This is a genomic window from Nocardia acididurans (assembly GCF_016741815.1).
GTDB classification, from domain to species: domain Bacteria; phylum Actinomycetota; class Actinomycetes; order Mycobacteriales; family Mycobacteriaceae; genus Nocardia; species Nocardia acididurans.
In genome coordinates, this window is the sequence record NZ_JAERRJ010000004.1 from 467,961 (window position 1) to 485,907 (window position 17,947).

At 67.8% G+C, this 17,947-nt stretch carries 20 protein-coding genes; 7 read left to right on the top strand and 13 right to left on the bottom strand.

Going from position 1 to position 17,947, the window contains the following annotated elements; genetic code table 11:
• Window positions 1-5: 5 nt before the first annotated feature.
• The 5 genes from rplB to rpsJ are packed head-to-tail and all read right to left on the bottom strand — an operon-like array spanning window position 6 to window position 2,834.
• Window positions 6-836 (bottom strand): 50S ribosomal protein L2, encoded by an 831-nt coding sequence (rplB, locus tag JK358_RS12855; RefSeq protein ID WP_181582970.1) that lies wholly within the window; start codon window positions 834-836, stop codon window positions 6-8.
• Between the two features lie 33 nt (window positions 837-869).
• Entirely contained in the window at window positions 870-1,175 is a 306-nt protein-coding gene (gene rplW / locus JK358_RS12860) for a 50S ribosomal protein L23 (protein ID WP_033091018.1), read from the bottom strand.
• Entirely contained in the window at window positions 1,172-1,852 is a 681-nt protein-coding gene (gene rplD / locus JK358_RS12865; RefSeq protein ID WP_201947109.1) for a 50S ribosomal protein L4, read from the bottom strand. Before rplD ends, rplW begins: the two co-directional genes overlap by 4 nt.
• A complete protein-coding gene (gene rplC / locus JK358_RS12870; RefSeq protein ID WP_201947112.1) occupies window positions 1,849-2,514 on the bottom strand; it encodes a 50S ribosomal protein L3 in 666 nt (221 codons plus the stop codon). Before rplC ends, rplD begins: the two co-directional genes overlap by 4 nt.
• Before the next feature lie 14 nt (window positions 2,515-2,528).
• Window positions 2,529-2,834 (bottom strand): 30S ribosomal protein S10, encoded by a 306-nt coding sequence (gene rpsJ / locus JK358_RS12875; protein WP_003938093.1) that lies wholly within the window; start codon window positions 2,832-2,834, stop codon window positions 2,529-2,531.
• A gap of 584 nt (window positions 2,835-3,418) precedes the next feature.
• Between rpsJ and JK358_RS12880 the strand changes: the two genes are divergently transcribed.
• From JK358_RS12880 to JK358_RS12890, 3 genes are read left to right on the top strand one after another with little or no spacing between them, the layout of a single operon-like run.
• Complete coding sequence (locus tag JK358_RS12880) at window positions 3,419-4,429, top strand: hypothetical protein (protein ID WP_201947115.1); 1,011 nt, start codon at window positions 3,419-3,421, stop codon at window positions 4,427-4,429.
• A 51-nt stretch (window positions 4,430-4,480) separates the two neighbouring features.
• Window positions 4,481-4,693, top strand: coding sequence for a hypothetical protein (locus JK358_RS12885; protein WP_201947116.1), 213 nt, complete (start codon window positions 4,481-4,483; stop codon window positions 4,691-4,693).
• The gene (locus JK358_RS12890) at window positions 4,690-4,998 is read left to right on the top strand and encodes a type II toxin-antitoxin system PemK/MazF family toxin (protein ID WP_201947119.1); all 309 of its coding nucleotides are present in this window, start codon (window positions 4,690-4,692) and stop codon (window positions 4,996-4,998) included. Before JK358_RS12885 ends, JK358_RS12890 begins: the two co-directional genes overlap by 4 nt.
• 73 nt (window positions 4,999-5,071) lie before the next feature.
• On the opposite strand, the gene JK358_RS12895 is transcribed toward JK358_RS12890, so the two are convergent.
• Window positions 5,072-5,596 (bottom strand): hypothetical protein, encoded by a 525-nt coding sequence (locus JK358_RS12895; RefSeq protein ID WP_201947121.1) that lies wholly within the window; start codon window positions 5,594-5,596, stop codon window positions 5,072-5,074.
• Here JK358_RS12895 and JK358_RS12900 point away from each other — a divergent pair.
• Both JK358_RS12900 and JK358_RS12905 read left to right on the top strand, forming a co-directional pair.
• Window positions 5,595-6,071 (top strand): hotdog fold domain-containing protein, encoded by a 477-nt coding sequence (locus tag JK358_RS12900; RefSeq protein WP_201947123.1) that lies wholly within the window; start codon window positions 5,595-5,597, stop codon window positions 6,069-6,071. The genes JK358_RS12895 and JK358_RS12900 overlap by 2 nt on opposite strands.
• A 129-nt stretch (window positions 6,072-6,200) precedes the next feature.
• Window positions 6,201-7,427 carry a lycopene cyclase family protein gene (locus JK358_RS12905; protein WP_201947126.1) on the top strand — a complete coding sequence of 409 codons (1,227 nt, stop codon included), beginning with the start codon at window positions 6,201-6,203 and terminating at the stop codon, window positions 7,425-7,427.
• A gap of 35 nt (window positions 7,428-7,462) precedes the next feature.
• Here JK358_RS12905 and JK358_RS12910 read toward each other — a convergent pair whose 3' ends face one another.
• The 4 genes from JK358_RS12910 to JK358_RS12925 form a co-directional block, all read right to left on the bottom strand.
• Entirely contained in the window at window positions 7,463-8,491 is a 1,029-nt protein-coding gene (locus JK358_RS12910) for an SDR family oxidoreductase (protein ID WP_201947127.1), read from the bottom strand.
• Window positions 8,492-8,571: 80 nt separating this feature from the next.
• The gene (locus JK358_RS12915) at window positions 8,572-9,447 is read right to left on the bottom strand and encodes an ABC transporter permease (RefSeq protein WP_201947129.1); all 876 of its coding nucleotides are present in this window, start codon (window positions 9,445-9,447) and stop codon (window positions 8,572-8,574) included.
• A complete protein-coding gene (locus JK358_RS12920) occupies window positions 9,444-10,259 on the bottom strand; it encodes an ABC transporter permease (protein WP_201947131.1) in 816 nt (271 codons plus the stop codon). The genes JK358_RS12915 and JK358_RS12920 overlap by 4 nt, the downstream gene beginning before the upstream one ends.
• Before the next feature lie 73 nt (window positions 10,260-10,332).
• Window positions 10,333-11,340, bottom strand: a complete 1,008-nt coding sequence (locus tag JK358_RS12925) for an ATP-binding cassette domain-containing protein (RefSeq protein ID WP_201947133.1) — start codon at window positions 11,338-11,340, stop codon at window positions 10,333-10,335.
• A 384-nt stretch (window positions 11,341-11,724) separates the two neighbouring features.
• On the opposite strand from JK358_RS12925, the gene JK358_RS12930 reads away from it, so the two are divergent.
• A complete protein-coding gene (locus JK358_RS12930; RefSeq protein ID WP_307817489.1) occupies window positions 11,725-13,149 on the top strand; it encodes an aldehyde dehydrogenase family protein in 1,425 nt (474 codons plus the stop codon).
• 78 nt (window positions 13,150-13,227) lie between these two features.
• Here JK358_RS12930 and JK358_RS12935 read toward each other — a convergent pair whose 3' ends face one another.
• A complete protein-coding gene (locus JK358_RS12935) occupies window positions 13,228-14,481 on the bottom strand; it encodes a TetR/AcrR family transcriptional regulator (protein ID WP_201947138.1) in 1,254 nt (417 codons plus the stop codon).
• 125 nt (window positions 14,482-14,606) lie between these two features.
• Here JK358_RS12935 and JK358_RS12940 point away from each other — a divergent pair, with 125 nt between their 5' ends.
• Window positions 14,607-15,401, top strand: coding sequence for an enoyl-CoA hydratase (locus tag JK358_RS12940; RefSeq protein WP_201947139.1), 795 nt, complete (start codon window positions 14,607-14,609; stop codon window positions 15,399-15,401).
• A gap of 87 nt (window positions 15,402-15,488) precedes the next feature.
• Here the strand turns inward: JK358_RS12940 and JK358_RS12945 are convergent, their stop codons facing one another.
• Both JK358_RS12945 and JK358_RS12950 read right to left on the bottom strand, forming a co-directional pair.
• On the bottom strand, window positions 15,489-16,736 hold the full coding sequence (locus tag JK358_RS12945) for an Nramp family divalent metal transporter (protein ID WP_307817490.1): 1,248 nt from the start codon (window positions 16,734-16,736) through the stop codon (window positions 15,489-15,491).
• 124 nt (window positions 16,737-16,860) lie between these two features.
• The gene (locus JK358_RS12950) at window positions 16,861-17,883 is read right to left on the bottom strand and encodes an alpha/beta hydrolase (protein WP_201947323.1); all 1,023 of its coding nucleotides are present in this window, start codon (window positions 17,881-17,883) and stop codon (window positions 16,861-16,863) included.
• Between the last annotated feature and the right edge of the window lie 64 nt (window positions 17,884-17,947).

A 17,947-nucleotide genomic window follows, 5' to 3' on the forward strand; every position in this document is an offset into this window, starting at 1 on the left:
CCTCCTTAACGCTTCTTGCCGCGGCGGCGGACGATGAGCTTGTCGCTCGGACGGTTGGGCTTACGGGTGCGGCCCTCGGGCTTGCCCCACGGGGAGACCGGGTGGCGACCACCGGAGGTCTTACCCTCACCACCACCGTGCGGGTGGTCGACCGGGTTCATGACCACACCACGGACGGTCGGGCGAACGCCCTTCCACCGCATACGGCCGGCCTTGCCCCAGTTGATGTTCGACTGCTCGGCGTTGCCGACCTCGCCGACGGTGGCGCGGCAGCGCACGTCGACGCGACGGATTTCACCGGAAGGCATACGCAGCACGGCGTACTGGCCTTCCTTACCCAGCAGCTGGATGCTCATGCCGGCCGAGCGGGCCAGCTTGGCACCGCCGCCCGGGCGGAGCTCCACGGCGTGGATGGTGGTACCGGTCGGGATCGAGCGCAGCGGCAGGTTGTTGCCGGGCTTGATGTCGGCGCCGGTGCCGGACTCGATCTTCGTGCCCTGGGCGATGCCCTTGGGCGCGATGATGTAGCGCTTCTCGCCGTCGGCGTAGTGCAGCAGCGCGATGTTGGCGGTGCGGTTCGGGTCGTACTCGATGTGCGCGACCTTGGCCGGGATGCCGTCCTTGTCCAGTCGACGGAAGTCGATCAGACGGTAGGCGCGCTTGTGGCCGCCACCCTTGTGCCGGGTGGTGATGCGGCCCTGCGAGTTACGGCCACCGGTCTTGGTGAGCGGACGCAGCAGCGACTTCTCGGGGGTCGAGCGGGTGATCTCGGCGAAGTCCGAGACCGAAGCACCGCGGCGACCCGGGGTCGTCGGCTTGTACTTACGGATTGCCATGAGTTCTTCTCTACTTTCTGGAGCTCCAGCCGCTTACGCGACCGGGCCTCCGAAGATCTCGATGGGCTTGCTGTCGGCCGAGATGGTCACGAGCGCGCGCTTGGTGTCCTTGCGCTTGCCGTAACCGAAGCGGGTCCGCTTGCGCTTGCCCTGACGGTTGGCGGTGTTGACGCTGGTCACCTTCACGCCGAAAACCTTCTCGACGGCGATCTTGATCTGCGTCTTGTTCGAGTCCGGGTGCACCAGGAAGGTGTAGGTGCCGTCTTCGATCAGCCCGTAGGACTTCTCGGAGATCACCGGCGCGAGCAGAATGTCGCGGGGGTCGGCGATGGTGGTCACTTGCTCTCCTCCTGTGCAGCTTCGGCCGGGCCGTGCACGAAGGCGTTGAGCGCCTCGACCGAGAACACGACCTCGTCCGACTTCAGGACGTCGTAGGTGTTCAGCTGGTCGGGGGCGATCGGGTGCACGCCCTGCAGGTTCGCCACGCTCTTCCACGCGGTGAGATCCTCGCGGCCGACGACGACCAGGATGTTCTTCCGGGTCGACAGCTCGGCGAGGAACGACTTGGCGGTCTTGGTCGACGGGGTCTGACCCGCGACCAGTTCCGTGATCACGTGGATGCGCTCGTTGCGAGCCCGGTCCGACAGAGCGCCACGCAGCGCGGCGACCTTCATCTTCTTGGGCAGACGCTGGGTGTAGTCGCGCGGCTGCGGGCCGTGCACGGTGCCACCACCGGCGAACTGCGGCGCACGGGTCGAACCCTGGCGGGCGCGGCCGGTGCCCTTCTGGCGGTACGGCTTCTTGCCACCACCGCGGACTTCACCGCGGGTCTTGGTGGCGTGCGTGCCCTGGCGAGCCGCGGCCTGCTGGGCCACGACGACCTGGTGCATCAGCGCGATGTTGGCGGTCACGTCGAAGATCTCCGCGGGGAGTTCGACGGTGCCATCGGTCTTGCCACCGGCAACCTTGACCGGCAGCGTCAGGTTGGTCTTCTTCTCAGTGCTCACAGCGCTCACGCCCGGGCACCACCCTTCACTGCACTCTTGACGATCACGATGCCGCCGGTGCGGCCCGGGATCGCGCCCTTGATCAGCAGCAGGCCGTTCTCGGCATCCACCTTGTGGACCGAGAGGTTCTGCGTGGTGACGCGGTCGTTACCCATCCGGCCGGACATGCGCATGCCCTTGAACACGCGACCCGGGGTGGAGCAACCGCCGATGGAACCCGGACGACGGTGCACGGCCTGCGCACCGTGCGAAGCACCCTGGCCACGGAAACCGTGACGCTTCATGGTGCCCGCGAAGCCCTTGCCCTTGGAGGTGCCGGTGACGTCGACGTAGCTGCCCTCTGCGAAGGCGTCGGCGTTGATCTCCTGGCCGACCTCGAACGAGGCGACATCAGCGAGACGGAATTCCGCGATGTGGCGGCGCGGGGTGACACCGGCCTTGGCGAACTGACCGGAGACCGGCTTGTTCACCTTGCGCGGGTCGATGGCGCCGAAAGCGACCTGAACGGCCGAGTAGCCGTCGCGCTCCACGGTGCGGATCTGGGTGACGACGTTCGGACCTGCCTTGACGACGGTCACGGGAACGACGCGGTTCTTCTCGTCGAAGACCTGGGTCATGCCGAGCTTGGTGCCCAGGATGCCCGCGGCCGGACGGCTCTTGTTGTCAGTCATAGTCGAATACCCCGTCACTGAATGTTGACGTCGACGCTGGCCGGCAGATCGATGCGCATGAGAGCGTCAACGGTCTTCGGCGTCGGGTCGAGGATGTCGATCAGCCGCTTGTGCGTACGCATCTCGAAGTGCTCGCGCGAGTCCTTGTACTTGTGCGGCGAACGGATGACGCAGTACACGTTCTTTTCGGTCGGCAACGGCACGGGCCCGACGACACGGGCACCGGTGCGGGTCACCGTCTCGACGATCTTGCGCGCAGACGCGTCGATCGCCTCATGGTCGTAGGCCTTGAGCCTGATGCGGATCTTCTGTCCCGCCACGCTGAGTGTCCTTTTCTCCGCTTACGTTGTGGGCCAAAAGGACTTCCGTCCTCTCGAACCACCCTCATTTGCACAGCCCGAACACACGAAGACGCATCAGCCAATCACTACGACCGGGCCTCGCCCGATCCGTCACCGCTGTTCATCTGTCATGGTTCATCCGGTCCACGCGGTCGGGCGTGTCGCCCTATTGCTCATTCCGCAGCCCTGGACAGAATCCATCTGGGCCTCGAAACAGTGTCCCGGACGCACCCGCGCCTCGATCGGGCGGGTGCAAAATTGGGTCTAACTCAACCCGCCACCTGCGCGATTCCACCGGAATACACACAACCTGGTGCGGGCAACCCGAACAGTATGCCCCACAGCCGGGGGCCAGTTCAAATCGCCCCCTGGATTACCTTCGTCACCGATAACCCAGGTCACATCGGGTCCGGCATGTGGCATCCGGCTGGCCGATTTGCGCCGGAGCCCCCGCTTCGCCGCGACGGGCCACCCGGGACCGGGTTAGGGTCCCCATAATGCCGTTGTGCGCGGGGTTCCGACCATTCGGGACCGGGGAAGCGCACGAGCAGGAGGGGTTTGGCATGTCGATTCTGTCCGTTTTCAACGTACTTCCGCAGCTACCCGGACTGGGCGCCACCGACCGCCGACTCCCGCAGGGCGTCACCGTCGTGCGCGCGCCCGTGCAGGTCCAACGGCCCATACCCATCGGACCCGGCTACCGCGCGGGCTGGCAGGGCGCGGCCGGGCCCATGCTCAACGGGCAAACGCCCGCCCCACTGCCCGGCGAGGTGCTCGCGGGCGCGGTACTACTTCCCGTCGAGGTCACCTTGCGCGCGGTCGCCGTGCTCGGCCACGTCGAGATGCTGCTCGCCGAAATGGTGCACTGGGCACATTCGGCCCGCAAAGCCGCCGAGAACGCCCAGGACGCTTACGCCGCCAGCCCGCTCAGCGACGCCGTCCGCATCGCGGGCGCGGTCAGCGCCGCCGCCTCCGACATCACCCGCATCCCCGGCAGCATCGCCGAACGCGCCACCGTCAACCGCCGCCTCGGCGACCCCGGCTACTACCAATACCCCACCGCCACAACCAATTACATCGCCCTGACCGGCCCCGAACAGCGACTCGCCCTCCCGGTACCGGAGGCGACCGCCCCGGCCGCCGACCCGATCACCGCCCTCACCGCTGTGGTCGGCCAGGCGCGCGATCTGATCACCGGCACCGCTGGCCAAGCGCTGGGCGTGATCGCCGGGACCGCAGACCAGGCGCGCGATCTGATCACCGAAACCGCCGATCAGGCACGGGGTCTCATCACCGAGACGGCGAACCAGGCGGTGGGCGTTCTCACCGCCCCTGGGCGAATGGTAGCGAAACTCATCCCGGGCGCGTCGCGCACCCCCGCCGCTCCCCCGGCCCCGGAGCCGGAACCCGTACCGCCCCTGGCCCTTCCGGTGCGAGTCGATCCTGCTCCGGCTCCGCATCCTGACTCCCATATCACCATCGAGATCCCCGGATTGCGCATACGAGTGCCCTCATTGCGTCACCTGCGATCGACGGTAAACCTTGCGCTCCCCGAAATCACCTGGGGCAAGTGAGTTCCACCGAACCCCAGGAACGAGTGTCCGACACGGAGTAGGCTCGTGAGTATGGCGAAGCTGACGGTCCGCCTGCCGGACGACCTAACCGAAGCAATCAAAGCCGAGGCGGACGGCAATGTGTCGGCGTGGGTGGCGAAGGTGTGCGAAGAGGCGCTCATTCGCGCGGCCGTCCGAATGGAGTTGGCAGCCGAGCGGAAGATGCCCGGTGCGTTCGTTTCCCATGAGGACCGCGACGCGGAGATGGAGGAATTCCGGCCTTGAGTCACGCTCGCGGCGAGGTCCGCGCATATCAGGCACTCGGGCGCATCCGGAATGTTCTGATCATCAGCGCCGATTCCGCGAACGCCGAAGGCGCCTGCGTATGCATCGATGTCACCGATGTGATGCCGATCAGCGAGAACATCGCGCTCTCACTCAGCGTTGCCCTCGGAAACGGTTTGTACGCGAAGTGTTTGAACATTTCCCGAGTCAACCCCGGCAATCTGCGCGAACTGCTTTTCACAGTCGATCAGGAAGTACTGGACAGCATCGACCGAGCCCTACGGCGCCTTCTGAATCTGCAGTAGCACTTCAGGAGCGCGCTTCCGCCCGGCGGCGGTGAGGGCGACCTGCGCCGGGCGTCCACCAGCGGTTGTTTGATCAGCGCGCCGAACTGTCCGATGCCGGACGGCGGTGCCGGTAGTACTGCACCAGGAACGACGTCGATGCGATGAAGACCAGGATGCCGCCCACGAAGAGCGTCGGGACGGCGGCCGAGAGGTTGGCGTGGGCTTTCTTCTCGGTGGCGAGGACCGCGACGAGGGTGCCTTTGTTCGGTTCGTGCTTGGCCCGCATGCCGATCAGCTCGCCCGACCCCTTCGCACCGTTCTTCAGGGTCCACATTCCGTTGCACGCGTAGTACGAGGGTTTGCGGCGCGGGTTCACGTAGCGACAGTCGGTGACCTGGGCGTTCACCTGTTCGCCGGTGAAGTAGAGCTTGGTCGGCGAGAACCCGAACACCGCGGTCAGTCCGCCCACCACGCAGCCGATGATGGCCAGAATCAGAATCGCACGTCGCCGGCGCGCCCCGCCGGCCATCCAATCGGTGATGATCCCCCACATGGCGGGCCAGTATGCCAGCGGCGTGCTTCCCTCGAACTTACTTCTGAGTAAGATACGGGTCATGACGAAAGAGACCGCCACCTACCGCGGCTGGAAGAAGCTGCCCGACAACCGGTTGGGCCACACCCTGTTCTCCCTGGGCATGGTCGCGCGGGTGCCGTACTTCGGCACTGTGCTGCCGACCGTCGTCCGCCTGGAACCGGGGCTGTGCGAGGTGACCGCGCCCAAGTGGTTCGGGATTCACAATCACCTGAGCACCTTCCACGCCATCGCCGCTTGCAATCTGGCCGAGGTCGCCATGGGCATGCTGAGCGAGGCCACCGTGCCGGGCACGCACCGCTGGATTCCCAAGGCCATGAACGTGCAGTATCTGGCCAAGGCCAACTCCGGGCTGCGCGCCGTCGCGAAGCTGCCCGAGGTCCCCGACTTCGACGCGATCACCGAGGGACAGGACCTGATCGTGCCGGTCTCCATCTACGACAAGTCCGGCCTCGAGGTCGTACACGCCGACATCACCACCTGGATTACCCCGAAGTAGCCGAATGCCGGGCAAGTCTGTTGCGGGGCAACGGAGTTGCCCGCTCGGCTCCGCCGAGTGACGAAGCAGACCCCGCGAACCCGCCCGGGAGGCTGGCGGGGCGCGGGGCCGGGCTGGTTTGATGCGGGTATGAGTGGCCTGACGGTCGGCGGCGCGGCCGACGTGTGCGTGGTGGGGCTGGGGCCCACGGGGCGGGCATTGGCGCATCGGGCGATGGCGGCCGGGATGCGGGTGGTCGCGGTGGACCCGCGGCCGGAGCGGCTGTGGGTGCCGACGTTCTCGTGCTGGGTGGACGAACTGCCGGAGTGGTTGCCGCACAGCGCCATCGGGAGTTTGATCGAGCGGCCCGCGGTGTGGGCGAAGAGTGAGCATCGGATCGATCGGGCCTACTGTGTGCTGTCCAAGCGGGGGCTGTGGGACGCACTGCCGCTGGATGACGCCACGGTGATCGCGGGCCGGGCGCGGGTGGTGGAGCCGCATCGCGTGGAGCTGGCCGACGGGACCGAGGTGCGGGCCGCGACGGTGTTCGACACCCGGGGCCAAGCCGCGCCGGGGAAGCGCCGGACGGCCAGCGCGCACGGGATCTTCGTGGACGAGGACGTCGCCGCGCCGATGGTGCGCCCCGGTGAAGGACTGATGCTGGACTGGCGGCCGGAGAACGGAGCCGGGCCGGGCGAGCCGCCGTCGTTCCTGTACGCGGTGCCGCTCGGGGACGGGACGGTGATCTTCGAGGAGACCAGCCTCGGCCTGCGCGGCGGTATGCCGCAGCACGAACTGCGCCGCCGCACGCTGAATCGGCTCGCCGCACACGGCATTCGACTACGCGGTGACGAGCCGAGCGAGGCCGCGCACTATCCGCTGGACGATCAGCCGCCGAAAGCCGGTCGCGGCCAGGTGATTCCGTTCGGATCGCGCGGCGGGATGATGCATCCGATCACGGGATACTGTGTGGCGGATTCACTTTCGCTGGTGGACACCGCGATCGAGGCCATCCGCCAGGGCGCCGACCCCATCGAGGCCATGTGGTCGCGGGAGGCGCGCCTGGTCTACTGGATGCGCATGCGCGGCGTCTACGGCCTGGGCCGGCTGACCACCGATCAGGCCAAGGCCATGTTCGACGCGTTCTTCACCCGCCCGCCCCGCCAGCAGCGCGCCCTGCTCTCCGCGCACGACGACTACACCGCACTGGGCGCGTCCCTGTTCATGACGGTCGCCACCACCTGGCCCTTCCGCTGGCGCTACGACCTGGTCGGCTGGACCAACCGGAACCGTTGGGTCGGCTGGGATTTCGGCCCCCCGCAGGACCTGAGCCACCTGCTCGAGACGCCGAGTTCGGAGCTTCCGGACCACGCCTGAACCCGCCGGAGCCCCCGGAGGGCCCCGGGAGTGGGCTACACCCAGTTCTCGATCCAGTACTTCCAGATCACCGAGGCGTAGCCGGCCAGCGGCGGCACCTTGATGTCGGTGCCCGCCAGTGCGGCGGCGGTGTGGCGGCTGTCGAAGTGGCAGGAGAGTTCGGTGTGCTCGACCACGTCCATGGGCAGTCCGACCTGGCGCAGCGCCCACCCCATGCCGGGTACCCGCAGCGAGACGTCGAGGGCCTGCTTGGGCATGAGTTCGACCAGGTGCGGCGCCCCGGCCTCGTCGGCGAAGAGGTTGAACACGTCGGCGACGCTCTGCCTGCGCGGGTCGACCAGGTGATAGGTGGTGGCGTCCGCGCCGGGCTGATGCGCGATGTGGGCGAGCGCCCGCGCCACGAAATCGACCGGCACCATATTGGTTTCGCCGAGTTTGGGCGCGACGATCGGCAGGATGCGCGGCAGTTGCGCCGCCATGCGCAGCAGCCGGAAGAAGTAGTAGGGCCCGTCGATCCGGTCGATCTCGCCGGTGCGGGAATCGCCGATGACGATGGAGGGCCGGTAGATCCGCCACGGCACCTTGGCCTGTTCCCGGACGGCCTGTTCGGCGGCGAGCAGGGACCGCTGGTAGGGCGTGGTCAGCACCTGTCCGACGTCGACCATGTTCTCGGTGTAGAGCCCGTTCCAGGCTCCGGCCACCTGGACGCTCGAAACATGGTGCAGCAGTCCGGCTTCGAGACCGGCGGCGAGGTCGGTGACGCGGCGGGTGCCGTCACCGGGTTCGCCGGAGTCGTACCCGGCGGCGAGGTGGAAGACGTGGTCGATGGAGCCGCGGTGCGCGGCGATCCAGCCGGCGTCGACGCCGAGTCCGGGTGCGGCGAGGTCGCCGCGCACGGGCCGGATCCGGTCGCCGGCGTTCCAGGCGCGGACGCACCGGTTGTATCGCAGCACCGAATCTTCGCCGGGGCGTACGAGTACGTGGATGTCGTGATCGTGTTCGAGCAGTTCGGGAATCAGAAATCGACCGATGAACCCAGTTGCCCCGGTAACCAGGTATGCCATGTGGCCACCTTAACGTGACGCGTGACACACCTGGACCGGGGCTCGGCAAACCGCGCAAACCTCGCGGCGCAGACCGGGATTCAGGCTCCGGTCTCGGCCGCCCGGCGGTAGCCGCGGATGGCCGGGTACGCGAAGACCACGATCAGCCCGACCGTCCAGGCGACGGTCTTCAGCAGCGGCTCCACGATCGGCCCGTCATAGGACAGCCCGCGCATGGCGTCGATCGCCGTACTCATGGGCTGGTTCTCGACGGTGCCCTGCAACCACGCGGGGTAGGCGAACACCGGCACGAATCCGGTGTTGAAGAACATCAGCAGCGTATTGATGATGCCGATGACGTTCATCAGCATGACGCCCTCGGTGATGGTGGCCAGGGTGGTCACCAGCAGCGCGAATCCGATGCCGAACAGGATCGGTATGCACACCATGGCGATGGAAGCGGCTGGGCCGTACCAGAATCGGAAGCCCAGGAAGACGCCGACGGCCAGCACGAACAGCGAGGTGATGAGCACCCGGATCGCTTCGGCGAGCAGCCTGCCGGTGAGCCCGGCGGCCCGGTGCACCGGCATGGTGTGGAACCGCCCGAGCAGACCCGTGCGCTTCTCGGTCTTGAACCCGAGCGCGCTCACCACCGACCCGGACATGGCGGCCACCAGCATCACCATCGGCACGGTGCCGTAGATGCTGGGTTCACCGGTGGCCTGGGTGATCGAATCGCCCAGCACCACGCGGAACATGAGCAGGGTGGCCGCGGGGAAGATCAGTGTCTGGATGGTGGTGGAGGGGTCGCGCATCCAGCCGATGAGCAGTCGTTTGGTCTGGATGAGGCTCTGCTGCGCCCACACCGACAGCGCGCGCTCGGAGCGCGGCGCCACCACGGGCAGCGGCTGGTGGCCCGCCCATTCGTCGCCGGTCGCGGGGGCGCCGACGGCCGGACTCTCGATTACCGCACTCATGATCGCCTCACGCTCGCCCAGACCGCCAGCGGCAGGAACGCCACCGCCATGCCGATCAACCACACCAACGGCACCCACAGCACTTCCCAGGTGATGACGCCCGCCGCCATGTCACGCAGTGCGAAGGACAGCTGCGAGATGGGCTGATTGCGGACGAACGGCCGAATCCATTCCGGGAAGCCGGATTCCGGCACGAAGCCGCAGGACAGCATGCCGAAGATGAGGGTCGGCAGGGTCAGCGCCTGACTGAGTTGTTCGGGGCTCTTGGTGAGCGACCCGAGTCCGTCCGCGCCGATGGCCAGCACCGTGCCGACGGCGAGGGAGAACACGCAGAACAGCACCGCCTGCCCCATGCCGCCCACGAACCGGAAGCCGATCATGTGCCCCCAGCCGATGGCTCCGGCGAGCGCGACGATCGACCGCACCATGCCCGCGCTCTGCCGTGCCAGCAGCGGCACCATGATGCCGATGGGCATGGTCTGCATGCGCGTGTTGAGCCCGGTGAGCGCTTCGAAGGCGGCCCGCTGGGCGTTGGACATCATGGTGAAGGACATGGTCTGCAGCACGATGATGGGCATGACGAACTGCGCGTAGTCGATGCCCTTGAACTGCATGACGTATTTGAGCGGCAGGTAGAAGCCGAGGGTGAAGACCAGCGGCGTGATGACGGCGATGATGAGTTCGCCCTTGGTGGCCATCACCCAGACGATGCGGCCGGTGAGAGCCCACCACTGCGCGAGGCTCGACGGCTTCGCGTCCGGCAGGCCGGCGAACAGTTGCGCGCTGGTATCGGTGGTCGCCGGAGCGCTCATGCCAGAACCTCGCTGCGCTCGGCTCCGGCATGCGCGCGGCGCGCTGTGTGATCGATTCGCTCGCTGCGCTCGCTCATGCGGCGTTCCCCGGTTCGTGCTTGCTGCCGTGTCCGGTGAGCGAGAGGAATACGTCGTCGAGGGAGGGCCGGCGCAGTCCGATGTCGGCGAGCTGGACGCCGGCGACGTCGAGTCGGCGCAGCGCCTCGGACAGGGTGGCCGCGCCCTCGGGGGCCGGGATGGAGACGCGGTCTCCGGCGAGTTCGGCGCGCACGGCGGGCGGGACGAGGTCGCCGAGGGCGTCGGCGACGCGGTGCACCTGGGCGGGATCCAGCGGCACGATCTCGCAGAAGCTGCCGCCGGTCTTCTCCTTGAGCGCGTCGGCGGTGCCCTCGGCGATGACGGTGCCCTTGTCGATGACGATGATGTTGTCGCTGAGGACGTCGGCCTCTTCGAGGTACTGGGTGGTCAGCAGGACGGTGATGTCCTGGCGCTTGAGCGCGTTGACCAGATCCCACACGCCCTGGCGGCTGCGCGGGTCGAGGCCGGTGGTGGGTTCGTCGAGGAACACCACCTCGGGGCGGACGACGAGGCCGCAGGCGATGTCGACGCGGCGGCGCATACCGCCGGAGTAGTGGGCGACGGCGCGGCGGCCGGCGGCGGTGAGGTCGAATTCCTCGAGCAGGGTGTCGGCGCGTTTGCGTGCGGCTTTGCGCGGCAGGCCCATGAGGCGGCCGAAGAGTTCGAGGTTCTCCCGGCCGGAGAGGTTTTCGTCGAGGGCGGCGTACTGGCCGGTCATCATGATGGAGCGGCGTACCGCGGCCGGGTCCTTGCGGACGTCGTGGCCGGCGACGCGGGCGACGCCGCTGTCGGGTCGCAGCAGGGTGGACAGAATCTTCACGGTGGTGGTCTTGCCCGCGCCGTTGGGGCCGAGGATGCCGAGCACCTGGCCGCGCGAGGCGGTGAAGCTGACTCCGTTCAGGGCGTGTACGTCGCCGAACGATTTGCGGACGTCTTCGACATACACCGCCGGATCGCTGTATGACTCCGCTGCGTGCGATTCCGGTTTGTCCAAGCTCGGCATCAACTCTCCACTATCGGCTGGGCAGGCAATTTATAGGCCCCGTTCGGCAGGTCCCCACATCCCTTCCGGGATGATCCACTCCGCCGGGCGTGATGTTACCGGCGCAAAGAATTCCCGGTCGTTGCTTCGGTTAAGCAGCGGAGAGTGAGATGTGTCCTTGGTCACAAACTTCCGGGTCTTTGCATAGCCGCAGATCCGGGCACGGACCGGCCGGTATGCCGGAATTTCGCTACCTTGTCGAGGCTACGGGGCGAACCATAGTCTGGCGGTGCGGGGAGACGATTTTTTGGCCGCGAGAGGGTGACCATGGCCGAGTCTGCGCAGCCGCGGGCGACTGAGCCTGCGCAGCAAGCGAAAGGGCGCACCGGAGCGGGACGGCCGAAGGTGCTGACGTCCTACGACCCACGAACCGGGGAGGTCGCGGGCGATTACGCCGTCATGGGCGCGGGTGAACTGACCCGCGCCGTACGCACCGCGCGCGCCGCCGAACAATGGTGGGCGGCAATCGATTTCAGTGCGCGTAAACGCTGGCTGCTGGATTGGAAGCGGGTCGTCGCACGCGGCACCCGGGAACTGGTGGAGCTGGTCAGCAGTGAGACCGGCAAGCCGCGCCTGGACGCCGCACTGGAGGTGACGCTGGCGGTCGAGCACCTGGATTGGGTTGCGCGCCATGCGGAGAGCACGCTGAGCCGGTCCGTGCCGGGCGGCTGGTTCGCCCGCAATCAGCAGGGCTCGGTGGGCTACCGGCCGCTGGGCGTGATCGGCGTCCTCGGCCCCTGGCACAATCCTGTTCTCGCGCCGATGAATTCGATCGCGGCGGCGATGGCCGCCGGGAACGCGGTGGTGTTCAAACCGAGCGAGCTCACCCCCGGCGTCGGCGCGTGGCTGGCCGACTCGTGGAGCAGGCTGGTGCCGAATCAGCCTGTCCTGCAGGTGGTCACCGGCGACGGCTCGACCGCGGCCGCACTGTGCCGGGCCCGGCTGGACAAGATCTCCTACGTCGGCTCCCCGGCGGGCGCGCGTGAGGTCACCGCGCTGTGCGCACAGACGTCCACGCCGTTGATCGTGGAACCGGGCGGGCGCGGCGCGATGGTGGTGCAGGTGGACGCACGGCTCGAACATGCCGCCGCCGCAGCGGTTTTCGGTGCCATGTCGCATGCCGGACAGCATCCGTGCGGGGTGCAGTGCGTCTATGTCGCGGATTCGGTGTATGAACCGTTCCTGGAGCTGGCCGCCGATCACGCCCGCCGACTACGTCCGGGCGCGGACCGCCGGGCCTCCTACGGTCCGATGACCTGGGATTCGCAGATCGATATCGTCCGCCGTCAGGTGCGTGACGCGCTGACCCGGGGCGGGCGGGCCGTGGTGGGCAGTCTGGAGTCCATCCGGGAGCCCTATATCGAGCCGATCGTGCTCACCGAGGTGCCGGAGGTGAGCACCGCCCTCACCGGTGATGCCGCGGGCCCGGTGCTGATCGTCAATCGCGTGGCCTCCATGGACGAGGCCGTGGAACGGGTCAACGCCTCGGAAAAGCCGCGCCCCGTAGCGGTTTTCACCCGCGATGTGCGCAGTGTCGCCGATTTCGCGGACCGCCTGCACACCGGCCTGGTGACGGTGAACGCGGTCCCGGTCTACGGCGTCAACGGCCCCGGCCGGGTCCGCGACCCGCAGACCCTGCGCGAATTCTCCCGCGCCCTCACGATTTCCGAGAAGCACGGCCGCACCCCGACCGGTTCCGGCACCTTCGACCATCACCCGCAGCGACTACGGATGGCACGGGCGCTTTTCCGGCTGCGCCACCGCGTGTAGCCGCCCCGCCCTGTCATCCCGGCGTGCTCGTGGCTGGGATCGACACAGCGACCGCGCGTTGTTCCGGTGTATGCCGCCCTACTCGGCCTTCGGCTCGGCCCCGAGCAGTACCGCGCTCATGAGCGCGCGCACGCGGGCCATGTTCTCCGGGCGGGCGTCGAAGCGCAGGCGGCGACCCACATCGATGACCTGGCTGATGGCGGCGTGCACGCGGAACCGCGCCTCGACCTGATCGCCGTCGAGCAGGTTGGCCCACTCCAGCACGTTCTGCCGCTGGATGGTGCGCAGCCGATGTTGTTCGGAGGCGGGCAGATTCGAGAATTCCGCGAAGTAGACGGGCAGGATCTCCGGCATGGCGAAGGTCATCCGCGCGAACCGGTCGGCTATGCGCACGGCCGCGTCGGCGCGGCTGGTGGCCTCCGACAGCGCTTCGGCGTTGGCGATGGCGACGCGTTCGCCGGTGCGGTGGAAGGCCGCGGCCAGCAGATCGGATTTGCTGCTGAAGTACCGGTACACGCTGGAGGCGTTGATGCCCGCGGCCGCGCCGATCTCCTCGATGCCGGCCTCGTGGTAGCCCTGCCGTCCGAAGATCCGGATGGCCTCGGTGAGCAGCTGTTCGCGCTTGGAGATGACGGGCAGCCCGCGCACGAGTGGTTCGCCGGTGGCCGGGGGCGGTGCGGGCGGCAGTTCGGCGCGCAGGATGTCCCAGCAGATCTCGTTCATGAGACTCACGAGCCGGGCGTTGGACAGTGCGGTGCGATGCCCGGTGATGCTGCCGATGGCGCTCAATGTCGCCGCGGCGCGCAGTTTCACGTCGGCGGGGTCGGCGTCCGGGTGGAGTTCGACGACCGCCGCTTCGAAGGTGGCGTGCAGGTCCTCGTATACGACGCGGATGCGGGCTCGGTCGTCCTTCTCCAGGTACCGGCGTTCCCAGCGGTACAGTCCGCCCTCGCGGCGGAATTCGATGGTGTGCTCGGTGATGCCGCGGATCAGCCCGGTGAGTCGCGGTTCCGGTTCCAGTGTCGGATCGTCGGCGGCCTTGGCGGCGTCGAGGAGTTGCTGTGCGCCCATTTCGGCGGCGGCGACCAGGAGTGCGTACTTGTTGGTGAAGTGCCGGTACAGCGCGGGTCCGGAGATTCCGACCTCGGCGGCGATCTCGTCGACGCCGACCGGGTGGTATCCACGGTCGGCGAAGGCTCGCGCCGCTACGCGCACGATTTGGGCCTTACGATTCTTGGGCCTGCGGCGTGGTCCCGGCTCGGCGGCAGTGCGGGCGGGCTTGCTGTCCGGTCGCGCGGAAGCGAGGCCCGCCTCGCTGCTTTCGGCGACCATGCACATTCTCCTTCTCCGTGGCACCGACGGTTGACAGTGCCGAACAAGTCAACCTAAGTTAACCACAATTCGCAACGCGAACAGGCAGCACCGGTGTCGGCAGTAGATCCAGCAGGAGCGAGCACATGACGAATATCGCGACCACCCCGGGCTTCACCGCCATCCAGGACGGCCGGATTCTGCGGATCACCATCACGAACCCCAAACGCAAGAACGCCATCGACTACGACACCATGGTCGGGCTCGCCGACACGGTTCTCGGAGCGTACGAGAACAAGGCCGTCCGGGTGATCGTTCTGACCGGGGAGGGCGGCGACTTCTGCACCGGAGCCGACCTCGCGGCCGCCCCGGGTGAGGCCGCGCGCGGCATCACCTCCGAGATGACCATGATCGCCGCCAACCGGATGATCAAGGCGATCGTGGACGCGCCGGTTCCGGTCATCGCCCGGGTGCGGGGTGCGACGGCCGGGGTGGGCGTGGCCTTCGCACTGGCCGCGGATCTGACCTACGCCTCCGAGGAGGCCTATCTGCTGCTGGCGTTCATCAATATCGGCCTGATGCCCGATGGCGGCGCGGCGGCCATGGTCGCGGCGTCGGCCGGGCGTGCGCTGGCCGCGGAGATGGCGCTGCTGGGCGATCGGCTGCCGGTGACCGAGGCGAAGAAGTACGGCCTCGTCACCGGCGTTCTCGCCGAGGCCGAGCTCGACGCCAAGGTCGAGGCCGCCGCCGCCAAGATCGCCAACGGCCCCCGCAGGGCTTTGGAACTCACCAAGCGCGCCCTGAACGCCGCCACCCTGACCGCCCTGGATCAGGCCCTGGAAACCGAGAAGTCCGGTCAGGTGGAACTGCTGCAGTCTGCCGATTTCGCCGAGGGCGCGGGTGCCATGCTGCAGAAGCGCAAGCCGGTCTTCGCCGAGTGATCACCCCCGCCAACGGCTTTCGCGTCGTCGCCGGTACGGCCCCCTGCGCCGTACGCCTGCGATGCCGCGAAAGCCGTTGGCGGTCTTCTAGCTACCGGTGACGGTCAGATAGATCAGCGCCACATTGAGCGCCGAGATGATCGCCGCCACCAGCCACGCCAGCCCGGTCGTCACGCGATGGTTGACGTCCGCGCCCATGAGGTTCCGGTCGCTGGTGAAGCGCACCAGCGGTATCAGCGCGAACGGGATGCCGAAGGACAGCACCACCTGCGAGATGATCAGGGCGCGAGTGGGATCGACGCCGAGCGCCAGCACCGCGAGCGCGGGGATGAGTGTGACGATCCGGCGCACCAGCAGCGGGATCGTCCGATTCAGCAGCCCCTGCATGATCATCGCGCCCGCGTACGCGCCCACCGAGGTGGAGGCCAGGCCCGAGGCCAGCAGCCCGATGGCGAGCAGTAGTCCGGCCGCCGGGCCGAGCACCTCGTTGACGGCGGCGTGCGCGGTCTCGATGGAGTCCACGTCGTCGCGGCCGCGCAGGGTACTGGCGGCCATGAGCAGCATGGCCAGGTTCACGGTGCCGGCCAGCAGCATGGCAAGTCCCACATCGAATTTCGTGATGCGCAGCAGCCGCGCCCGCTGTGCCCCGGCTTCCGGCTGACCGTGCCGGTCCCGGGCGAGCCCCGAATGCAGGTACACCGCGTGCGGCATGACGGTCGCGCCGATCATGGCGGCGGCCAGCAGCACGCTCTCCGCGCCGTCGAAGCGCGGCACCAGACCGCCGAGGGTCTCCGACGCGGACGGCGGTGAGATGAACACCGAGGCGAGGAATCCGATGGCGATGATCGCGAGCAGTCCGATGATCACGCGCTCGAACGGCTGCTGCCCGCGCCGGTTCTGGATCATGAGCAGGAACAGCGAGACGACGCCGGTGATGACACCGCCGAACAGCAGCGGCAGGCCGAACAGCAGGTTCAGCGCGATGGCCCCGCCTACGACCTCGGCGAGATCGGTTGCCATGGCGACGGTTTCGGCCTGGCCCCAGTAGGCCAGCCGGACCCGCCTGCTCGACTTCTCGCGCACGGCCTCGGGCAGTGACATGCCGGTCACGAGTCCGAGTTTGGCGGAGAGGAACTGCACCAGCCCGGCCATCACATTGGCCATGACGATGACCCAGACGAGCAGGTAGCCGAATTCGGCGCCCGCGCTGATATTGGACGCGACATTGCCGGGGTCGACGTAGGCGATGGCGGCGACGAAGGCCGGGCCGAGCAGGACCAGGGCCGATCTCGCTCGCCCGATGCCCTTGCGCGGTTCGGCCAGGGTGGTGCTCACTTCCGCAGTTTAAGGGCAACCGAACTTTTTGTTCAGCATGACCCCCACTAACCAGACCGGAGGTACAAACAAGGCGGCCCGACCACACCGGGTGTGGTCGGGCCGTTCGGCGGATCGGTGACCGCTACAGGCCGAGCCCGCGGGCCAGGACCGGCCAGGAGTTGATGAACTCCTCGTTCCAGTAGCCCCACGAGTGGGTGCCGCTGTTGCGGAAGTTGTAGGTGGCCGGGATGCCCAGCGAATCCAGCTTGTTCTTCAGATTCGCCGTGCAGTAGTTGGTGCCGGCCTCGATGACACCGCCGATGATCAGCTGGTTGGCCAGGCCGTAGGAGCCGGGCAGCGCGTACTCGCCGTTGAGGGTGTCGAACTGGCCGGGCAGGCCGTTGCCGGTGGAGATGTAGAGGTCCACGCCGCGCAGCTTCTCGGCATTGATGACCGGGTCGTTGGCGGCCCAGGCCGGGGAATCCGCGGGGCCGTACATGTTCTCCAGCTTGCCGCCGCCCCAGGTTTCGACGGTGAGGCGCATGAACTCGCGGCCGACCGGGTCGGCGAACTGGGCGCAGCCGGAGTAGGCGGCGGCGGCCCGGTACAGGCCGGGCGCGGCCTCGGGCAGGGCGAGCACGGTGGTGCCGGAGGTGGAGATGCCGGCGACGGCGTTGATGCCGTTGGTGCCGAGGGCGGCGTCGATCAGCGGCGGCAGTTCCTGGGTGAAGAAGGTCTGCCACTTGTTGCGGCCCAGGACCGGGTCGTCGTTCTGCCAGTCGGTGTAGTAGCTCCACTTGCCGCCGATGGGCTGCACCACGTTGACGTTCTTGTCGCCGAGGAAGCCCTTCACGATGTCGGTCTTCTTCTGCCAGGAGGCGTCGTCCTGGCCGCCGCCCGCACCGTTGAGCAGGTACAGGGTGGGGCGCGGTTCGCTGGCGTCGGCGGGGCGCTGCACATCGACCGGGTAGGTGGCGTCCATGGCGGCCGAGTAGACGTACAACCGGATGCTGCGGTTGTCCTTCATCTCGGCCTTGGTGATCTTGGAACCGTCCGGGGCGACGGGATCGGCCAGCAGTTTCTTGTTGTCGATGATCGGGTCGGCGGCGGCGGTGGTGGCGCCGACTCCGGAGACCAGCCCGGTGAGCACGGCCGTGGCGGCGATGAAGGCAGCGGCACGTACTCGGCGCCGACGGCTCGCAACCCCGTTCCGGTCATGTCGATGAATC